This window comes from Streptomyces sp. NPDC015139 (genome assembly GCF_043079785.1).
GTDB classification, from domain to species: Bacteria; Actinomycetota; Actinomycetes; order Streptomycetales; family Streptomycetaceae; genus Streptomyces; species Streptomyces albidocamelliae.
In genome coordinates, this window is sequence record NZ_JBIBUW010000007.1 from 160186 (window position 1) to 179706 (window position 19521).

The window sequence follows — 19521 nt, forward strand, 5'->3', positions numbered from 1 at the left end:
CGCCGGTCTGAACCGGGGACCCTCCTCGCGGAGTACGGGCCGGGCCCGGCGTACGCCAGGCGCGGTACGAAATCCCGTGGTCATGCCTGCGGGTGCTCCGGGTGCTCCGGGACCTGAGTGTCCTCCGGGATGGACACCAGCCAGCGGGTGTCGCGGCGCGGGCGGAGGTAGAAGGCCCAGTAGAGGGTGGCGACGGCGGTGATGCCGCCGGTCCAGATCAGGTAGCTCGCCTCCTGCTGGGTGAGGATGTAGGCGAGGACCACGATCAGCAGGATCGGCAGCGCGGGCCACAGCGGCATCCGCCAGGCGGGGGTGTGCTTGTGGGAGCCGCGGCGGGCCAGCAGGGCGGCGACCGCGACCAGCAGGTACATGGCGGTCACGGAGACGCCGGTGACGCCGTACAGGGTGTCCAGGTTGACGAAGCAGAGCAGCGCGCCGGGGACTCCGACCGCGAGCGTGGCGACCCAGGGGGAGCCGAAGCGGCCGAGCTTGGAGAAGACGGTGTTGACCGGGCCGGGCCAGGCCTTGTCGCGGGCCGAGGCGAACAGCACGCGGGAGTTCTGGATGACCATGACGATGCCGGCGTTGATGATCGCGAGGGCCACGCAGAGGCTGACGAAGGTGCCGACCGCGGAGTTGGACCAGGCGGTGACCATGGAGCTGATGTCTCCGCCGGTCAGCTCCTTGAGGTCGGAGGCGCCCATGGTGATGGCGGCGACCGGCACCAGGATGATCACGGTGGAGATGGCCAGGGTGGCGAGCACCGTGCGGGCGACGTTGCGGCGCGGGTGCTCCAGTTCCTCGGAGAGGTAGACCGCGGTGGAGAAGCCCTGGGTGACGAAGAGGGCGATGGCGAGGCCGGAGACCACCAGCATCGCGGTCACGGTGTCCGTGTGCCCGCCGGAGCCCGCGACCTGCATCGAGGTCAGGCTGCCGAGCCCGCGGTGGCTGTGGGAGAAGCCCAGCAGCGCGACGACACCGGCCGCGATGACCTCCAGGACCAGGAAGATGCCGGTGATCCAGGCGTTGGCGCGCAGGTCGAGCAGGCCGGCGAGGGTGGCGAGCAGCATGACGCCGGCGCCGGTCATCGCGGGGTCGAGGTGCACGATCGGGGCCAGGTAGTCGGCGGTGCCCATCGCGATGACGGGCGGCACGATCATGACGACCAGCAGGGAGAGGACGAAGACGAGCCAGCCGGCGAGGCGTCCGGCCATCGTCGACACCATGGCGTACTCGCCGCCCGCGCTGGGGATGAGGGTGCCCAGCTCGGAGTAGCAGAACGCCACGGCGATACAGAGGAGGGAGCCGATGGCGATCGTCAGGGCGGTGGCGGTGCCGAGGGAGCCGAACAGGTCGGGGACGACCACGAAGAGCGTGGAGGCCGGTGTGACGCACGAGAGGGTCAGGAGGGTGCCGCCGACTACGCCGATGGAGCGCTTGAGCTTCTGGGGACTGTCGGGGGCCTCTACGAGGGGAGCCTCGACAGGGCGGAGCGTGTCGGTCATGCGGCGAAATCCGATCGACTCGTGCGACTGGGGGTGGGCTCGGGAGCGCTATCGCCTCCGGCGGATCGTCGTACGTTCGTCTCGTCCGCTCCCGGTGCTGCCATAGGGAACCCCGACGAAAACCACTGCGTCAATGGCTGTTTACCTTCGAAATCCGCAGTTGTGGAACGATCTCCTCTGCATCACTTTCACAGGCCGTTACGCCCAATAGACGCATCCATCAAGACTCAGGCGTGCGTGACCTTGCTTTCGAAGGTCATTCTTCGTTCAATCCTTCGCCACCCGATTCGTCCAGCACTAACGAGAATCGCAGCCGGGGCGTCAAAAAAAAGTCAGGCCGTCCGGAATCCGGACGGCCTGACGGGGACCGGAGGCGACCTCCGGGCGGCACTCAGTGGTTGCGCGGGAAGCCCAGGTCCACGCCTGCCGGGGCGTCGGCCGGGTCGGGCCAGCGCGTGGTGACGACCTTGCCGCGGGTGTAGAAGTGCGTGCCGTCGTTGCCGTAGATGTGGTGGTCGCCGAAGAGCGAGTCCTTCCAGCCACCGAAGGAGTGGTAGCCCACCGGCACCGGGATCGGCACGTTCACGCCGACCATGCCCGCCTCGATCTCCAGCTGGAAGCGGCGGGCGGCGCCGCCGTCCCGGGTGAAGATCGCGGTGCCGTTGCCGAACGGCGAGGCGTTGATGAGCGCCACGCCCTCCTCGTAGGTCTCGGCGCGCAGCACGCACAGCACCGGGCCGAAGATCTCGTCCTGGTACGCCTTGGCGCTCGTGGGCACCTTGTCGAGCAGCGAGATGCCGATCCAGTGGCCGTCCTCGAAGCCGTCCACGGTGTAGCCGGTGCCGTCCAGGACCACCTCGGCGCCCTCGGCGGCGGCGCCCTCCACGTAGGAGGCCACCTTGTCGCGGTGCGCCTTGGTGATCAGCGGGCCCATCTCGGAGGCCGGGTCGTTGCCCGGGCCGATCTTGATCTTCTCGGCGCGCTCGCGGATCTTGTCCACCAGCGTGTCGCCGATGCCGCCCACGGCCACGACCGCGGAGATGGCCATGCAGCGCTCGCCGGCCGAGCCGTACGCCGCCGAGACCGCCGCGTCGGCCGCCGCGTCCAGGTCGGCGTCCGGCAGGACCAGCATGTGGTTCTTGGCGCCGCCCAGGGCCTGCACGCGCTTGCCGTTGGCGGAGGCGGTGGTGTGGATGTAGCGGGCGATCGGGGTCGAGCCGACGAAGGAGACGGCCTTGACGTCCGGGTGCTCCAGCAGCCGGTCCACGGCCACCTTGTCGCCGTGGACGACGTTGAAGACGCCGTCGGGCAGACCGGCCTCGGACAGCAGCTCGGCGATCTTCACGGCGGCCGACGGGTCCTTCTCCGACGGCTTGAGCACGAAGGTGTTGCCGGTCGCGATGGCGATCGGGAACATCCACATCGGAACCATCGCCGGGAAGTTGAACGGCGTGATGCCGGCGACGACACCGAGCGGCTGGCGGATGGACGCCACGTCCACGCGGCTGGCGACCTGCGTGGACAGCTCGCCCTTCAGCTGGACGTTGATGCCGCAGGCCAGGTCGACGATCTCCAGGCCGCGCGCGACCTCGCCGAGCGCGTCGGAGTGCACCTTGCCGTGCTCGGCGGTGATCAGCTCGGCGATCTCGTCGCGGTGGGCGTCGAGCAGCGCGCGGAACCTGAACAGGATCGTGGTGCGCTGGGCCAGCGAGGACTGGCCCCAGGTCGCGAAGGCGTCCTTGGCCGCCGCGACGGCCGCGTCCACCTCCTCGACCGATGCGAACGCGACCTTGGTGGTGACCGCGCCGGTCGCCGGGTCCGTGACCGGCCCGTACGCACCCGACGCGCCTTCGGCGGTCTTCCCGCCGATCCAGTGGTTGACGATCTTCGTCATGCCCAGAGACTCCTTATTACAGATGGCGGCGTCGGGTCGAGACGTGCCGTTCGTACAGCTCTCGTGCCTTGACCGCCGACGGTCGGGTCGCGGTCTCGGCCACAGGAACATCCCACCAGGCCTGCGCCGGAGGCGCGCCCGACACAGTGTCGGACGTTTTGGTCTCCACGTAGACACATGTGGGAGTGTCGGCGGCCCGCGCCTCGGCGAGCGCCTCGCGCAGATCGCCCACGGTCCTCGCGCGCAGCACCCGCATGCCCAGGCTGGCCGCGTTGGCGGCGAGGTCGACGGGGAGCGGGGCGCCCGTCAGGGTGCCCTCGTCGGTCGGGAACCGGTAGGCCGTGCCGAACCGCTCGCCGCCCACCGCCTCCGACAGGCCGCCGATGGACGCGTACCCGTGGTTCTGCAGGAGCAGTACCTTGATCGCGATTCCCTCCTGCACGGCGGTCACGATCTCCGTCGGCATCATCAGGTACGTGCCGTCGCCGACCAGCGCCCACACGTTCCGCTCGGGAGCGGCGAGCTTCACGCCGATCGCGGCCGGGATCTCGTAGCCCATGCAGGAGTAGCCGTACTCCAGGTGGTACTGGTCGGACGACCGGGCCCGCCACAGCTTGTGCAGGTCGCCGGGGAGGGAGCCGGCCGCGTTGATGATGATGTCGGACTCGTCGACCAGCGCGTCGAGGGCGCCGATGACCTGCGGCTGGGTCGGACGTACGTCGGGTTCGTCCGCCTCGAAGCAGGCGTCGACCCGCTGCTCCCAGCGCTCCTTGTCCTCGGTGTACTCGGTGACGTAGGAGCCGGCGACCCGGTGCTCGTGCATCACGAGTGCCTCGGTCAGCTCGCCCAGGCCGCTGCGGGCGTCCGCGACCAGGGGGAGTCCGGCCAGCTTGTGGCCGTCGAAGGGCGCGATGTTGAGGTTCAGGAAGCGGACGTCCGGGTTCTCGAAGAGGGTGCCGGACGCGGTGGTGAAGTCCGTGTACCGGGTGCCGATCCCGATGACCAGGTCCGCCGTGCGGGCCAGCTCGTCGGCGGTCGCCGTGCCGGTGTGGCCGATGCCGCCGACGTCCTGCGGGTGGTCGTGGCGCAGGGCGCCCTTGCCGGCCTGGGTGGAGGCGACCGGTATCCGGGTGGCCGCGGCGAACTCGGCGAGGGCCGCCTCGGCACGGCTGTGGTGGACCCCGCCGCCGGCGACGACGAGGGGCCTGCGGGCGGCCCGGACCGCGCGGACCGCCTCCGCCAGTTCGGTCGGGTCGGCACCCGGCCGGCGGACGGTCCACACCCGCTCGGCGAAGAACTCCTCCGGCCAGTCGTACGCCTCCGCCTGCACGTCCTGCGGCAGGGCGAGGGTGACCGCGCCGGTCTCCACGGGGTCGGTGAGGACCCGTACGGCCTGCAGCGCGCTGGGGATCAGCTGCTCGGGGCGGGTGACGCGGTCGAAGTACCTCGACACCGGCCGCAAGGTGTCGTTGACGGAGACGTCGCCCGCGTACGGCACCTCCAGCTGCTGCAGGACGGGGTCGGCGGGGCGGGTGGCGAAGACGTCCCCGGGCAGCAGCAGGACCGGGAGGTGGTTGACGGTCGCGAGGGCGGCGCCGGTGACGAGGTTCGTCGCGCCGGGGCCGATCGACGTCGTGACCGCGTGCGTGGACAGCCGGCCCGACTGACGGGCGTAGCCGACCGCCGCGTGCACCATGGACTGCTCGTTGCGGCCCTGGTGGTAGGGCATGACGCGGGCGTACTCGATCAGCGCCTGGCCCAGCCCGGCGACGTTGCCGTGGCCGAAGATGCCCCAGGTGGCGCCGATCAGCCGCCGCCGTTCGCCGTCCCGTTCGGTGTACTGGGCGGCGAGGAAGCGGACGAGTGCCTGCGCGACCGTGAGCCTCGTCGTCGAGGTGGTCATCGGTACCCCCCTGTGCTCTCTACGTGGTCGGGGTGGAAGCAGATCCGCCACTCCCGCGTCGCGCCGGGTCCGGCCATGACGTTCAGGTAGTACATGGCGTGGCCGGGCTGGGCGATCGACGGGCCGTGCCATCCGTCGGGGACGAGGACGGCGTCACCGGAGCGGACCTCGGCGAGGACGTCGCTGCCGCCCTCGCGCGAGGGGAATACGCGCTGGTACCCCAGACCGTTCGGACCCTCGATCTCGAAGTAGTAGATCTCCTCCAGCTCGGACTCCTCGCCCGGCCGGTGCTCGTCGTGCTTGTGCGGCGGGTACGAGGACCAGTTGCCACCGGGGGTGATCACCTCGACGGCGATCAGCCGGTCGCAGTCGAAGGAGTCCGCGGAGGCGAAGTTGCGCACCCGGCGGGCGCAGGTGCCGCTGCCGCGTTCCTCGACGGGGACCTCCGGCGCGGGGCCGTAGCGGGCGGGGAGTCGTCGCTCGCACTTCGCTCCTGCCAGGGCGAAGCGGCCTCCCGCGCCGGAGGCGATCTGGACCCGGGCGTCCCGGGGTGCGTACGCGAAGTCGGAGACCGACGCGAACACAGTGTCCCGGCCCAGGAGTTGATACTCGCACTGCTCGGTTGACGCAGTCTCAATTTGTACGGTACATCCGCCTTCCAGCGGAAGCACGATCCATTCACTGTCGCCGGTGGGGAACGTATGACGGCCGCCCGGCGCCAACTCGACGACGCGCAGGCTGCTGTGCGCCCAGCCGGCCGACTCGGGGCCGATGTCGACGGCGTACCGGGCGTTCGCGGTGGCACCCCGGGGCAGATGCAGGTCGGTGCTGGTCATGCGGTCCTCACAGCAGTCCTACGGCGGTGTCCACGGCGGCGGCCACGTCGCCGTCCGCCGGGTACAGCAGCGAGCGGCCGACCACCAGGCCGCGCACGGTGGGCAGTCGGAGCGCACCGCGCCACTTCTCGTAGGCCGCCACCTGGTCCTCCGGGGAGTCGCCGATGTCGCCGCCGAGCAGCACGGCCGGCAGCGTGGACGTCTCCATGACCCGGGCCATGTCGTCGGGGTTCTCGGTGACCGGCACCTTCAGCCAGGTGTAGGCCGAGGAGCCGCCGAGGCCGGAGGCGATGGCGATGGACCGGGTGACCGCCTCGGCCGACAGGTCGTTGCGCAGCTTCCCCTCCGGGGTGCGGCGGCTGATGAACGGCTCCACGAAGACCGGCAGCCGGTGTGCCGCCATGGCGTCGATGGCGCGGGCGGTGGACTCCAGCGTGGTCAGGGAGCCCGGGTCGGCGTAGTCGACGCGCAGCAGCAGCTTGCCGGCGTCGAAGCCGAGACGGCTGATGTCCTCGGGCCGGTGGCCGGTGAAGCGGTCGTCCAGCTCGAAGCTCGCGCCCTGGAGGCCGCCGCGGTTCATGGAGCCCATGACGACCTTGTGGTCGAGGGCGCCGAGCAGGAGCAGGTCGTCGAGGATGTCGGCGGTGGCGAGGACGCCGTCCACACCGGGCCGGGACAACGCGAGGCAGAGGCGTTCGAGCAGGTCGGCGCGGTTGGCCATGGCGAGCCCACGGTCGCCGACGCCGAGCGCGCCGCGGGCGGGGTGGTCGGCGGCGACGATCATCAGCCGGCCGCTCTCGCCGAGCAGCGGGCGCCGGGCCCGGCGGGCGGCGGCCTCCTCGATCGCCTCGGGGTGGCGGGTGCGGATGCGGACCAGCTCGGCCACGTCCACCCGGGGACGCCGGTCGGCCCCGTCGCCGCCGTGGGGGTACGTGCCCGCCACGCGGCCGGCCCTCACAGCACCGCTCCGGCGTCGAGCGCGGCGGCCACCTCGTCCGGGGTCGGCATCGCGGAGGAGCACTCCAGGCGGGAGGCGACGATGGCGCCGGCCGCGTTGGCGTACCGCATGACCGTCTCCAGGTCCCAGCCCGCGAGCAGGCCGTGGCAGAGGGAGCCGCCGAAGGCGTCCCCGGCGCCGAGGCCGTTGAGCACCTCGACCGGCAGCGGCGGGACCTCGGCCGACTCGCCCGCGCGGTCGACGGCGAGCACTCCCTTGGGTCCCTGTTTGACGACGGCCAGCTCGACGCCGGCGTCCAGCAGGGCGCGGGCGGCGGCGTGCGGTTCGCGCACCCCCGTCGCGACCTCGACCTCGTCCAGGTTGCCGACGGCGACCGTGGTGTGGCGCAGCGCCTCGGTGTAGAAGGGGCGGGCGGCGTCCGGGTCGGTCCAGAACATGGGGCGCCAGTCCAGGTCGAAGACCGTCGTGCCGGACTTCGCCCGGTGGGCGAGGGCGGCGAGGGTCGCCGTGCGGCTGGGCTCCTCGCTCAGGCCGGTGCCGGTGACCCAGAAGATCCGGGCGTCGCGGACGGCGTCCAGGTCCAGTTCGGCCGCGTCGATCTCCAGGTCGGGGGCCTTCGGCCGGCGGTAGAAGTAGAGCGGGAAGTCGTCCGGGGGGAAGACCTCGCAGAAGGTGACCGGGGTCGGGAGCCCGGGCACGGGGGTCACCCAGCGGTCGTCGACGCCGAAGCCGCGCAGCGCCTCGTGCAGATAGACGCCGAACGGGTCGTCCCCCGTTCGAGTGATCACGGCGGTGCGTCTGCCGAGCCGGGCGGCGGCGACCGCGACGTTCGTCGCCGACCCGCCGAGGAACTTGCCGAAGGACGACACCTGGGCGAGCGGGACACCGGTCTGCAGTGGGTAGAGGTCCACTCCGATCCGCCCCATGGTGATCAGGTCGTAGGCCATCGGCTTCCCTTCGTCACGGCTCTCCCCGGCTTTGTAGTCCCGCACGCCGGACCCTGTCAATGTTTTGTCCAGACATTCGGACCAGCCCTTGACACCCCATAGCCCCGCCCGCACGCTGGCGGCCATGACGTCGTTGTCGCCCTCCTCACTGTCCCGCATCCGCATCGGATCGGCGCCCGACTCCTGGGGCGTCTGGTTCCCCGACGACCCCCGGCAGGTGCCCTGGCAGCGCTTCCTGGACGAGGTCGCCGCCTCCGGCTACGAGTGGATCGAGCTGGGTCCCTACGGCTACCTGCCCACCGACCCCGGGGTGCTCGCCGAGGAGACCGCCCGGCGCGGCCTGAAGGTGTCGGCCGGCACGGTCTTCACCGGTCTGCACCACGGCGAGGAGGTGTGGGAGGAGACCTGGTCCCACGTCTCCGGGATCGCGGACCTCACCCGGGCGATGGGCGCCCGGCACCTGGTCGTGATCCCGTCCTTCTGGCGCGACGACCGGACGGGGCAGGTGCTGGAGCCCGCCGAACTGACGCCCGGGCAGTGGCGGAACCTCACCTCGCTGACCGAGCGGCTCGGCCGGGAGGTGCGCGAGCGGTACGGCCTCACGATCGTCGTCCACCCGCACGCCGACACCCACATCGACAGCGAGGAGAACGTCACCCGCTTCCTCGACGGCACCGACTCCGGCCTGGTGTCGCTGTGCCTGGACACCGGGCACTACGCCTACTGCGGCGGGGACAGCGTCAAGCTGATCGAGACCTACGGCGAGCGGATCGGCTATCTGCACCTCAAGCAGGTGGACCCGGAGGTCCTGGCCGACGTGCGGGCCAAGGGCACGCCGTTCGGCCCGGCGGTGGCCCAGGGCGTGATGTGCGAGCCCCCGTCCGGTACACCTGAGCTGGGACCGGTGCTGGAGGCGGCGCAGCGGCTCGGCGTGGAGCTCTTCGCGATCGTCGAGCAGGACATGTACCCCTGCGAGCCGGACCGTCCGCTGCCGATCGCCCGGCGGACCCGGGCGTTCCTGCGCTCGTGCGGGGCTTAGGGCCTGTCGTTTGGATCACGCCCGCGTCGCGGGGCGTGGCACGCACATCCGCGGCGTTGTCGTCGGTTGTCGACGCGCCACGCCGCCGTGCGGACGGAAGTCTCTGCTCCAGCTCTGTCACAAACACCCCCCTTGTGTCACACATGTCGCGTGTACGCGGGTGCTCGGTCACACCCGGTCGACAGGCCCTGCCCGCCGGTCACTCTGCGTCGTTCACCGGGCACAGGCTTGGTGATCGCCAGCGCAGCGCCCGGCTCCCCCGACGGCCGTCCTCGGTCGCCGCCGCGGCGCGCGCAGGGAGGTGCAACTCATGACCGACCGAAGGCTCTGGTCCTACAAGGAGATCGCGGCGCACATCAAGGTGCAGCCGGACACCGTGCGGTCCTATCGCAAGCACGGGCTGCTGCCGTCGCCCGACCATGTGGAGGGCGGCAAGCCCTACTGGTACGCCGACACCGTCCGGGCCTGGGTCGCCTCCCGTCCCGGCAACCGGGGCCGAAGAGTGGACTGATCGACGGCCCGGCGTCCGTGCCGGGCGGCCACCGCCGTGCGGCGCCGGGCTCAGGCCCGGCGCCACGGCTCGATGACCGTGACCCCCGCCCCCGCCGCCGTGCCCATCGCCGCGAGCGCCGCCGGGGCCGCGTCGAGGGGGATGGTGGAGGTCACGAGGAGGTCGGGGCGCAGGGCGCCCGAGCGGACCAGACGGAGCATGGCGGGGTAGGTGTGCGCGGCCATGCCGTGGCTGCCGAGGAGTTCGAGTTCCAGGGCGATGGCGCGGGCCATCGGCACCGGGGTCGTGCCGTCGGCGGAGGGCAGCAGGCCGACCTGGACGTGCCGGCCGCGGCGGCGCAGGCCGTTCACGGAAGCCGCGCAGGTGGCGGGGGAGCCGAGGGCGTCGAGGGAGAGGTGGGCGCCGCCGCCGGTCAGCTCGCGGATCGCGGCGGCCGTGTCGGGCACACCGGTGGCGTCCAGGCACTCGGCGGCGCCGAACTTCCGTGCCAGGCCGAGCGCTGCCGGGGAGACGTCGACGGCGATCACCCGGGCTCCGGCGGCGGCCGCGATCATCACCGCCGACAGGCCGACCCCGCCGCAGCCGTGCACCGCGACCCACTCCCCCGCGGCCACCCGGCCCTGCTGCACCACGGCACGGAAGGCGGTGGCGAAGCGGCAGCCGAGGCCGGCCGCGGTCGCGTGGGCCATGTCGTCGGGGACGGCGACGAGGTTGACGTCGGCGTGGTCGAGGGCCACGTACTGCGCGAACGAGCCCCAGTGGTGGAAGCCCGGCTGCGTCTGGCGCTCGCACACCTGCTGGTCGCCCGCCGCGCAGGACGGGCAGGTGCCGCAGGCGCACACGAAGGGCACGGTCACCCGGTCGCCCGGCCGCCATCCGGTGACCCGCGCGCCCACCGCCTCGACGACGCCGGCCAGTTCGTGCCCGGGCACGTGCGGCAGGGTGATGTCGGAGTCGTGGCCCATCCAGCCGTGCCAGTCGCTGCGGCACAGCCCCGTCGCCTCGACCCGCACCACCACCCCGTGCCCGGCGGGCTCGGGATCGGGGACCTCCCGCACCTCGGCCGGCTCGCCGTACCGCTCGAAGACCACCGCTCGCATGTGCCTCACCCTTCCCCGGTCAACGGACGAGTCCACTGTGCCCGGCCCGCGGAGGCCGGGCGGGACCGGCCCCCGCCGGGGCTCACACCGGTACGGGCTCCTTCTCCTCGGCCACGGCGGCCGGTTCGCCCTCGCTGAGGCCGAACCGCTGGTGGAAGCGGCGCAGGGGGGCCGGAGCCCACCAGGTGGCGCGGCCGGTGAGCCGCATGATGGCCGGGACGAGCAGGCTGCGCACCACCATCGCGTCCATCAGCACGGCGAGCGCGATGCCGAGGCCGAGCATCTTGGTGTTGGTCACCCGCGAGGTGCCGATGGCGACCATCACCACCGCGAGGATGACCGCGGCGGCGGTGATCAGCCCGCCGGTGCGCTGGAGGCCGTGGCGCACGGCTTCGTCGTGGTCGCCCGTGCGGTCGTACTCCTCCTTGATGCGGGAGAGCAGGAACACGCCGTAGTCCATGGAGAGGCCGAAGGCCACGCAGAACATCAGGACGGGCAGGGTCGTCTCGATGGAGCCGGGGCTGGTGAAGCCGAGCGCGCCGGAGAGGTGGCCGTCCTGGAAGACCCACACCACCGCGCCGAACATCGCCGTCAGGCTGAGCGCGTTGAGCACCACGGCCTGCAGGGGTATCAGCACGCTGCCGGTGAGCAGGAAGACCAGCAGCAGGGTGACCACGGCGATGAACAGGGCCGCCCACGGCAGACGCTCGGATATCGCGTGCTTGGTGTCGACCAGCACGGCGGCCGTGCCGGTGACCCGGGTGTCGAAGGGGGCGTGCAGCGAGCGCAGGTCGCCCACCAGGCGCTGGGCCGGTTCGTCGACCGCCTCGCCCTTCGGCTGGACCGTGAAGTAGGCCGCGTCGCCCCGGACCAGGGGACCGTCGACACGGGCGACCTCGGGCAGGGCGGCCACCCGCTGGCGGTAGGAGGCGTACTGGGCCTCCGTGCCCTTGCCCTCGGCGAGGATCTCCAGGCCGCCGCCGGGACTGCCCGGGAAGCCCTCGCGGATGTGCTGCTGCACGACGTGGGACTCGGCGGTCGACGGGAGCTGACGGTCGTCGGCGGTGCCGAACTTCACACCGGTGAAGGGCAGTCCGAGGAGGACGAGCAGGGCGGTCGTGCCGAGCGCGAAGAGCGGGGCGCGGCGCATGACCAGGGACGCGGCGCGGGCCCAGGCGGTGCCGTCGGCGGACGCGGACGCGCGGCCGCGCCGGAAGAGGCGGCGCAGGTCCAGGGAGTTGACCCGGTGTCCGAGCAGGACGAGCGCGGCGGGGAGCAGGATCAGTGCGGCCGCGGCCGCGAGGAGCACCACGGCGATGCCGGCGTAGGCGAAGGACCGCAGGAAGTACTGGGGGAAGACCATCATGGCGGCCAGGGACACCGCGACCGTGAGCGCGGAGAAGAGCACCGTGCGGCCGGCCGTGCGCAGGGTCGTGCCCACCGCCGTGAGCGGATCGGCGCCGGTGGACAGCTCCTCGCGGTACCGCCGGACGATGAACAGGGCGTAGTCGATGGCGAGGCCGAGGCCCAGGGCCGTGGTGAGGTTCAGCGCGAAGACCGAGACGTCGGTGAAGGAGGTCAGACCGCGCAGCACCGCGTTCGTCCCGAGGATCGCGACGATGCCGATGCCCAGCGGCAGCAGGGCCGCGACCGCGCTGCCGAAGACCATCACGAGCAGCACCAGGGTGATGGGCAGCGCGATGAGCTCGGCGCGGGTCAGGTCCTCCTTGATGATGCTCTGCATCTCGTGCCGGACCGCGACGATGCCGCCGACCTTCACCCGCACCGGGCCGTGCGTGCCCCGGTAGTGGGGGGCGATGCGGTCCAGGGTCCTGCCCATCGCGCTCTCGTCGCCGGTGATGCGGGCGGCGATCAGCGCCTCGTGGCCGTCCTCGGCGCGCAGGGCGGGCGACTCGCTCCGCCAGTAGGAGCCGACGCCCGTGACCCCCTTCTCCTCCGCCAGCCGGGCGGTCAGCTCCCGGGCCCGGGCGGCCACCGCGGGATCGTCGACCGAGGCGCGGCCGGCGTCGACCAGGAGCAGCAGGTTCGGCTGGGAGCCGGGGAACTCGCGCTCCAGCGCCTTGGTCGCGTACGTCGACTCGGCCGCCGGGTCCTCCCAGCCGCCGCTTCCGAGGCGGTCGGCGACACCGCTGCCGGCCACCACGGCGAGGGCGGTGAGCAGCAGGGCCACCAGCAGCGACAGGCGCGGCCGCGCGGTCACGAGCCGGGTCCAGCGGCCGGGCCGGGGTGGGCTGTTGACTTCGGTCATCCTGCGGTGTCCCCTTCACCAGGAGCCGTGCCTGCAAGGACGGAGGCACGGAGGAGCCATCGCCATAAAATGGCAAACACGAGACGTCGCTCGCGTTTCTCAAGAATGCGAGCGACCACTCGCGTTTGTCAATCGTCTTCGGAGAGCTGGGGATCACGCGTGTCGGACACCTCGGAGAAGGAGCAGCCGCGGCGGCGCCAGGCCCGCGGCGAACGCCGTATCGCCCAGCTGCTCAAAGCCGCGGCCCAGGTCTTCTGCACCACCGGCTACACGGCCGCGAGCACCAACGCCATCGCCCGGGAGGCCGGCGTCTCACCGGGCACGCTCTACCAGTTCTTCCCGAACAAGGAAGCGATCGCGATCGAGCTCGGCGACCGGCTCATGCACGAGATGCGGGAGGCCTACGGCGAGGCACTGGCACCGGTCACTCCCGGCACCCCGCTGGAGGAGGCGATCGGTTCGGCCGTCGACCGGTTCATGGCCTTCAACACCGACCACCCCGTGTTCTTCGCCCTCATGCACGGCCCCGACATCCCGGGCCGGATGGCCGAGGCGCACGACCAGCTGCACTCCACCGTGGTCGGCCGCATCGAGGCGCTGCTCACCTCCCTCATGCCCGGCACCGCACAGGCCGACATCACCCGCACGGCCCACGTCTGCCTCGGCATCTACAAGGCGGGCCTGGAGCTGGTCCTCGCCCGCGAGGGCGCCGAACGCGCGGCGTACGTCCAGGAGACCAAGGACGTCCTGGTCCGCTACCTGGACCCGCTGGTGGGCGCCTCGCTCGGCCGCGCCTGACCCGGCTGCGCCGCGATCCCCCGGACTGCGACTTCCGGCACACCTGCCTAAGGTGCGGGTAAATCGCCCAGCAGCAGTCCGAGGGGACGCACGTGACCCACTCCCCGCCGCCCGGCAGGCCCAGGGCCCGCATCCCCCGCCCGCAGCAGCCGCCACCGCCGTACCCGCACATCGGGGCGGGCCTGTGGCGGCGCGCCCTGTGCGGCGCCCTCGCCCTGTGGGCGCCGGCCGCCTGCGTGGCGTACCTGACACGGAGCACCGCCACGCTGCCGATGCTGATCCTGCTCGGCGGCTTCGCCGTACCGGTCGCCTACGTGCTGTGGGCGTACGAGCGGCACGCCCGCGACCTGGGCGTGAGCGCGGTCCTCGGCTGCTTCCTGGCCGGCGGCGCGCTGGGCGTGCTCGGCGCCGCGCTGGCGGAGGGGCACCTGGCGCACCCCTCCCTCGGGCGGTTCCTCGGCGTCGGCGTGATCGAGGAGGCGGCCAAGCTGGGGGCGCTGGTCTTCGTGCTGCGCCGCCGGCCGGGCATCCGCGGGATGCGGGCCGGACTGGTGCTCGGCGCGGCCGTCGGCGCCGGTTTCGCCGCACTGGAGAGCGCCGGGTACGGCCTCGCCGCCGTCGCCTCCGCCGACGGAACGGACCTGCGGACACTGCTGGAGACGGAGTTGCCCCGCGGGGTACTCGCTCCCTTCGGGCAGGCCCTGTGGACGGCGGTCGCGGGCGGCGCGCTGCTGTCGCTGCGCCGGCCGAACGGAACCTTCCGGTACGCCCCACCGGTGGTCGCCGCCTTCATGGGCGTCTGCCTGCTGCACACGCTGTGGGACTCCACGCACGGCATCGCGCTGCGGCTGGTGGCCCGCCTGTCCGGCACCGGCCCCGCCACCCGGCCGATCGCACCGGGGTACCCGGCCGGGCCGGGTGCCGGGCAGGAGCACCTGTTCGCGCTGTTCTCGGCCGGCGGCACGGTCCTGGTCGCGCTCGCAGGGATCGGCTGGGTGCGGTCGCTGGCGCGCCGGGACCCCTCTTGGAGAAATACCCCCTAGGGGTATAGTGTGAGAACTGTTGGGCCCCCGTGGGCCCCGCCGGCCCCACACGCCTCGACGAGGAGAACGACATGAGCGCCCAGACCGACACCCCGGGCTCCGTCACCACCGTCTACCGGGTGACCGGTATGAGCTGCGGCCACTGCGAGGGCTCCGTCTCCGGCGAGATCTCCGAGATCCCCGGCGTCGGCTCCGTGAAGGCCGTCGCGTCGACCGGCGAGGTGACCGTCGTGTCCGCGGCTCCGCTGGACGACGAGGCCGTGCGCGCCGCGGTGGACGAGGCCGGCTTCGAGCTGGCCGGCAAGGCCTGAGGAACACCCTCCCCTTCCCCGACCGGGCCGCACCGACCAGCTGATACTGGATCCGTACGGCCCGGTCCGATGTCTGGAGTCCGGACATGACCAGCACCACCGCAGAGACAGCGATAGCCACCGGCCAGGTCGCCGAGGTCGAGCTGCTCATCGGCGGGATGACCTGCGCCTCCTGCGCCGCCCGGGTGGAGAAGAAGCTCAACCGGATGGACGGCGTGAGCGCCACCGTCAACTACGCCACCGAGAAGGCGAAGGTCACCTACGCCGACGGCGTCCAGGTCGCCGACCTGATCGCCACCGTCATGAAGACGGGCTACACCGCCGAGGAGCCCCCGCCGCCGGAGCCGGCGCCCGAGGCCGGACCCGGCACCCCCGAGCGCGACCCCGAACTCGGCTCCCTGCGCCACCGTCTGCTCGTCTCCGCGGCACTCGCCGTCCCCGTGGTCCTGCTCGCGATGATCCCGGTGCTCCAGTTCGACGACTGGCAGTGGCTCTCGCTCACCCTCGCGGCACCCGTGGTGGTCTGGGGCGGCGCCCCCTTCCACCGGGCGGCCTGGACCAACCTGCGGCACGGCGCGGCCACCATGGACACCCTCGTCTCCGTCGGCACGCTGGCCGCGTTCGGCTGGTCGCTGTGGGCACTGTTCCTCGGCGACGCGGGCATGCCGGGCATGCACGACGAGTTCCGCCTCACCGTCTCCCGGATGAACGGCGCCTCCACCATCTACCTGGAGGTCGCCGCCGGAGTCGTCGCGCTGATCCTGCTGGGCCGCTATCTGGAGGCCCGCTCCAAGCGGCGCGCCGGTGCGGCCCTGAAGGCGCTGATGGAGCTGGGCGCCAAGGACGTGGCGGTGCTGCGGGACGGGCGCGAGGTGCGCGTCCCGGTGGCCTCCCTGGCGGTCGGCGACCGGTTCGTCGTACGACCCGGCGAGAAGGTCGCCACCGACGGCACGGTGGTCGAGGGCGTCTCCGCCGTGGACGCGTCCATGCTGACCGGCGAGTCGGTACCGGTCGACGTCGGCCCCGGCGACCGGGTCACCGGCGCCACCGTCAACGCGGGCGGCCGGCTGGTCGTGGCGGCCACCCGGGTCGGCGCCGACACCCAGCTCGCCCGGATGGCGAGGCTGGTGGAGGACGCGCAGAACGGCAAGGCCGAGGTGCAGCGGCTCGCCGACCGGATCTCCGCCGTCTTCGTCCCCGTCGTCATCCTGATCGCGCTCGGCACGTTCGGCGTCTGGCTGGGCGTCACCGGGGACACGGTCGCCGCCTTCACGGCCGCCGTGGCCGTCCTGATCATCGCCTGCCCCTGCGCGCTCGGCCTCGCCACACCGACCGCGCTCATGGTCGGCACCGGCCGGGGCGCCCAGCTCGGCATCCTCATCAAGGGCCCCGAGGTGCTGGAGTCCACGCGCCGCGTCGACACCGTCGTGCTGGACAAGACCGGCACCGTCACCACCGGCCGGATGACCCTCCAGGCGGTGTACACCGCCGACGGCGAGGACGACAAGGAGCTGCTGCGCCTCGCGGGCGCCCTGGAGCACGCCTCCGAGCACCCGGTCGCCCGCGCCGTCGCCGCCGGCGCCGAGGAACGCGCCGGGGCACTGCCGGCGGTCGAGCACTTCGAGAACGTCCCCGGGCGGGGCGTACGCGGGCGGGTGGAGGGCCGCGAGGTGGCCGTCGGGCGCCTGTACGACGACCTGCCGCCGGAGCTGGACCGCGCGGCACGCGAGGCCGAGCGGCAGGGCCGTACGGCCGTCCTGGCCGGCTGGGACGGACGCGCCCGCGGGGTCCTGGCCGTCGCCGACGCGATCAAGGAGACCAGCGCCGAGGCGGTGCGCGAGCTGCGCGCCCTCGGGCTCACGCCGGTGCTGCTCACCGGGGACAACCGGACGGTCGCCGAGGCGGTCGCGAGGACCGTCGGCATCGACGAGGTGATCGCGGAGGTCCTCCCCGAGGACAAGGTGGACGTCGTACGGCGGCTGCAGGGCGAGGGGCGGAGCGTGGCCATGGTCGGCGACGGCGTCAACGACGCGGCCGCGCTCGCCACCGCCGACCTCGGCCTCGCCCTGGGCACGGGCACGGACGCGGCGATCGAGGCGGGCGACCTGACGCTGGTCCGCGGGGACCTGCGGGTGGCGGCGGACGCGATCCGGCTCTCCCGGCGGACCCTCGCCACCATCAAGGGCAACCTCGTGTGGGCCTTCGGCTACAACGTGGCCGCGCTGCCGCTGGCCGCCGCGGGACTGCTCAACCCGATGATCGCGGGGGCCGCGATGGCCTTCTCGTCCGTCTTCGTGGTGACCAACAGTCTGCGACTACGCCGATTCCGCTGAAGTCGGGCGGGGTTACCGGGGGTTCGGGGGTGCGGAAGTAAGAGTCCCCCTGGAGTCCGGCGCGAGCCTCACATAAGCTCTTCACAAGGCTCGCGCATCATCCTTACGCTTGAGTCCCGATCGGCGTACCGGGGCTCTTGCGCACTTAAAGGACATATGCAAGAGACGCAGATCACAGTGATGCGAACGTAACCATCGAAGGGGTTCGAAGGTCTAAGTTGGCGATGTCGGGCCGGCGTCTTGGGGGGCGCCGACCGGCATCTGGGGATGTCTTGGGGGACTTCCTCAGAGATGCGTTGCCGGGGCACGTACACCGGGAAGCTTTGAGCGGCCCTCCCGGGCGTGCGTTGTCCCGGCAGATCGCACCGTGTCACTGGAGTACGGCGGGTTCGCCCGTCGTACTCACCGACAGCGAATTCAGGCGCTGTCCTCTCCGAGCGCCCGGCCGGATCCCGTGGGGGGAATCCGCACCGGGACATGGGAAGGCGCCCTGGTCGTCGGCCCGTGGGGGGACCGGCGTGTCAGGGCGCCTTCTGCTGTCCGGATCCCGGCATCGGCATCCCGGCATCGACAAAGGGCCCGCCGTTTCGGCAGGCCCTTTCCGCGCAGGTGCACCCGGCGCCCCTGGTCCGCACGAGCCAGGCGGCGCCGAAGCCGGGAGAGCCACCGGTCAGGACACCGGGACCGGTGCCCTCACCGGCCGGTGTCAGCGCTCCTCGACCGGGACGAAGTCGCGCTCGACGACGCCCGTGTAGATCTGGCGCGGGCGGCCGATGCGGGAGCCCGGCTCCTTGATCATCTCGGTCCACTGGGCGATCCAGCCCGGCAGCCGGCCGAGGGCGAACAGGACCGTGAACATCTCGGTCGGGAAGCCCATGGCCCGGTAGATCAGACCGGTGTAGAAGTCGACGTTCGGGTAGAGGCTGCGCGAGACGAAGTAGTCGTCGGAGAGCGCGTGCTCCTCCAGCTTGAGCGCGATGTCCAGCAGCTCGTCGGACTTGCCGAGGGCGGACAGGACGTCGTGCGCGGCGGCCTTGATGATCTTGGCGCGCGGGTCGAAGTTCTTGTAGACCCGATGGCCGAAGCCCATCAGGCGGACGCCGTCCTCCTTGTTCTTCACCTTGCGGATGAAGGCGTCGACGTCGCCGCCGGAGGCCTGGATGTCCTCCAGCATCTCCAGCACGGACTGGTTGGCGCCGCCGTGCAGCGGGCCCCACAGGGCGGAGATGCCGGCCGAGATCGACGCGAACATGTTGGCCTGCGACGAGCCGACGAGGCGGACCGTGGAGGTCGAACAGTTCTGCTCGTGGTCGGCGTGCAGGATGAGCAGCTTGTCCAGCGCGGCCACCACGACCGGGTCCAGCTCGTACTCGTCGGCCGGCACCGAGAAGGTCATGCGCAGGAAGTTCTCGACGTAGCCGAGGTCGTTGCGCGGGTAGACGAACGGGTGACCGATCGACTTCTTGTACGCGTACGCCGCGATCGTCGGAAGCTTGGCGAGCAGGCGGATCGTGGAGAGGTTGCGCTGCTTCTCGTCGAACGGGTTGTGGCTGTCCTGGTAGAAGGTGGACAGCGCCGAGACGACCGAGGACAGCATGGCCATCGGGTGGGCGTCGCGCGGGAAGCCCTTGTAGAAGTTCTTGACGTCCTCGTGCAGCAGGGTGTGCCGCGTGATGTCGTTCTTGAACGTCGTCAGCTCGTCGACGGTCGGCAGCTCACCGTTGATCAGCAGGTACGCCACCTCGAGGAAGGTGGAGCGCTCCGCCAGCTGCTCGATGGGGTAGCCGCGGTAGCGGAGGATGCCCGCCTCGCCGTCGAGGTAGGTGACGCCGGATTTATAGGCGGCCGTGTTGCCGTAACCGCTGTCCAGAGTCACCAGACCGGTCTGGGCGCGGAGCTTCCCGATGTCGAAGCCCTTGTCGCCGACGGTGCTGTCGACCACCGGGTAGGTGTACTCGCCGTCGCCGAACCGCAGTACTACAGAGTTGTCGCTCACGTCTTCCCTCACCGACGTAGTGCCTCATCTTCGAGGTGCCCTGACTGTCTCTACCATCCCCCATTTGGCTCAGGAGAG

15 protein-coding genes are annotated in these 19521 nt (G+C 71.8%); 6 read left to right on the top strand and 9 right to left on the bottom strand.

Translation table 11 applies throughout. The annotated features are described in order from the left end of the window. Positions 1-80: 80 nt before the first annotated feature. From ACF08B_RS20690 to iolC, 6 genes are all read right to left on the bottom strand, one after another. Positions 81-1505: an APC family permease gene (locus ACF08B_RS20690; RefSeq protein WP_392318682.1), complete on the bottom strand. Its 1425-nt coding sequence runs from the start codon at positions 1503-1505 to the stop codon at positions 81-83. A 391-nt stretch (positions 1506-1896) separates the two neighbouring features. Next, on the bottom strand, positions 1897-3399 hold the full coding sequence (gene mmsA / locus ACF08B_RS20695; RefSeq protein WP_392318683.1) for a CoA-acylating methylmalonate-semialdehyde dehydrogenase: 1503 nt from the start codon (positions 3397-3399) through the stop codon (positions 1897-1899). A 16-nt stretch (positions 3400-3415) separates the two neighbouring features. After that, entirely contained in the window at positions 3416-5302 is a 1887-nt protein-coding gene (gene iolD / locus ACF08B_RS20700) for a 3D-(3,5/4)-trihydroxycyclohexane-1,2-dione acylhydrolase (decyclizing) (protein ID WP_392318684.1), read from the bottom strand. Beyond that, positions 5299-6138, bottom strand: coding sequence for a 5-deoxy-glucuronate isomerase (iolB, locus tag ACF08B_RS20705; RefSeq protein WP_392318685.1), 840 nt, complete (start codon positions 6136-6138; stop codon positions 5299-5301). The genes iolD and iolB overlap by 4 nt, the downstream gene beginning before the upstream one ends. Before the next feature lie 7 nt (positions 6139-6145). Further along, the gene (locus ACF08B_RS20710) at positions 6146-7081 is read right to left on the bottom strand and encodes a deoxyribose-phosphate aldolase (RefSeq protein ID WP_392318686.1); all 936 of its coding nucleotides are present in this window, start codon (positions 7079-7081) and stop codon (positions 6146-6148) included. Positions 7082-7092: 11 nt separating this feature from the next. After that, on the bottom strand, positions 7093-8043 hold the full coding sequence (gene iolC, locus ACF08B_RS20715; protein ID WP_392318912.1) for a 5-dehydro-2-deoxygluconokinase: 951 nt from the start codon (positions 8041-8043) through the stop codon (positions 7093-7095). A gap of 124 nt (positions 8044-8167) precedes the next feature. Here iolC and ACF08B_RS20720 point away from each other — a divergent pair, with 124 nt between their 5' ends. Both ACF08B_RS20720 and ACF08B_RS20725 read left to right on the top strand, forming a co-directional pair. Next, positions 8168-9082, top strand: a complete 915-nt coding sequence (locus ACF08B_RS20720; protein WP_392318687.1) for a sugar phosphate isomerase/epimerase family protein — start codon at positions 8168-8170, stop codon at positions 9080-9082. A 310-nt stretch (positions 9083-9392) separates the two neighbouring features. Further along, positions 9393-9593 carry a helix-turn-helix transcriptional regulator gene (locus ACF08B_RS20725; RefSeq protein WP_392318688.1) on the top strand — a complete coding sequence of 67 codons (201 nt, stop codon included), beginning with the start codon at positions 9393-9395 and terminating at the stop codon, positions 9591-9593. Between the two features lie 50 nt (positions 9594-9643). Here the strand turns inward: ACF08B_RS20725 and ACF08B_RS20730 are convergent, their stop codons facing one another. Beyond that, positions 9644-10693: a zinc-dependent alcohol dehydrogenase family protein gene (locus ACF08B_RS20730; protein WP_392318689.1), complete on the bottom strand. Its 1050-nt coding sequence runs from the start codon at positions 10691-10693 to the stop codon at positions 9644-9646. Between the two features lie 82 nt (positions 10694-10775). Next, complete coding sequence (locus ACF08B_RS20735) at positions 10776-12962, bottom strand: MMPL family transporter (protein WP_392318690.1); 2187 nt, start codon at positions 12960-12962, stop codon at positions 10776-10778. Positions 12963-13121: 159 nt separating this feature from the next. On the opposite strand from ACF08B_RS20735, the gene ACF08B_RS20740 reads away from it, so the two are divergent. From ACF08B_RS20740 to ACF08B_RS20755, 4 genes are all read left to right on the top strand, one after another. Continuing rightward, positions 13122-13760 carry a TetR family transcriptional regulator gene (locus ACF08B_RS20740; RefSeq protein WP_392318691.1) on the top strand — a complete coding sequence of 213 codons (639 nt, stop codon included), beginning with the start codon at positions 13122-13124 and terminating at the stop codon, positions 13758-13760. A gap of 92 nt (positions 13761-13852) precedes the next feature. Beyond that, positions 13853-14803, top strand: a complete 951-nt coding sequence (locus ACF08B_RS20745; protein WP_392318692.1) for a PrsW family glutamic-type intramembrane protease — start codon at positions 13853-13855, stop codon at positions 14801-14803. Positions 14804-14874: 71 nt separating this feature from the next. Next, the gene (locus tag ACF08B_RS20750) at positions 14875-15114 is read left to right on the top strand and encodes a heavy-metal-associated domain-containing protein (protein ID WP_392318693.1); all 240 of its coding nucleotides are present in this window, start codon (positions 14875-14877) and stop codon (positions 15112-15114) included. 86 nt (positions 15115-15200) lie between these two features. After that, complete coding sequence (locus ACF08B_RS20755) at positions 15201-17447, top strand: heavy metal translocating P-type ATPase (protein ID WP_392318694.1); 2247 nt, start codon at positions 15201-15203, stop codon at positions 17445-17447. A 706-nt stretch (positions 17448-18153) separates the two neighbouring features. On the opposite strand, the gene ACF08B_RS20760 is transcribed toward ACF08B_RS20755, so the two are convergent. Further along, a complete protein-coding gene (locus ACF08B_RS20760; protein ID WP_073900549.1) occupies positions 18154-19443 on the bottom strand; it encodes a citrate synthase in 1290 nt (429 codons plus the stop codon). Between the last annotated feature and the right edge of the window lie 78 nt (positions 19444-19521).

Bases quoted from the DNA above. Each gene is read 5' to 3' on its own strand.
- ACF08B_RS20725 (WP_392318688.1), top strand. From the start codon at position 9,393: ATGACCGACCGAAGGCTCTGGTCCTACAAGGAGATCGCGGCGCACATC.
- iolC (WP_392318912.1), bottom strand. From the start codon at position 8,043: ATGGCCTACGACCTGATCACCATGGGGCGGATCGGAGTGGACCTCTAC.
- ACF08B_RS20690 (WP_392318682.1), bottom strand. From the start codon at position 1,505: ATGACCGACACGCTCCGCCCTGTCGAGGCTCCCCTCGTAGAGGCCCCC.
- iolB (WP_392318685.1), bottom strand. From the start codon at position 6,138: ATGACCAGCACCGACCTGCATCTGCCCCGGGGTGCCACCGCGAACGCC.
- mmsA (WP_392318683.1), bottom strand. From the start codon at position 3,399: ATGACGAAGATCGTCAACCACTGGATCGGCGGGAAGACCGCCGAAGGC.
- ACF08B_RS20750 (WP_392318693.1), top strand. From the start codon at position 14,875: ATGAGCGCCCAGACCGACACCCCGGGCTCCGTCACCACCGTCTACCGG.
- ACF08B_RS20735 (WP_392318690.1), bottom strand. From the start codon at position 12,962: ATGACCGAAGTCAACAGCCCACCCCGGCCCGGCCGCTGGACCCGGCTC.
- ACF08B_RS20755 (WP_392318694.1), top strand. From the start codon at position 15,201: ATGACCAGCACCACCGCAGAGACAGCGATAGCCACCGGCCAGGTCGCC.
- ACF08B_RS20730 (WP_392318689.1), bottom strand. From the start codon at position 10,693: ATGCGAGCGGTGGTCTTCGAGCGGTACGGCGAGCCGGCCGAGGTGCGG.
- iolD (WP_392318684.1), bottom strand. From the start codon at position 5,302: ATGACCACCTCGACGACGAGGCTCACGGTCGCGCAGGCACTCGTCCGC.
- ACF08B_RS20720 (WP_392318687.1), top strand. From the start codon at position 8,168: ATGACGTCGTTGTCGCCCTCCTCACTGTCCCGCATCCGCATCGGATCG.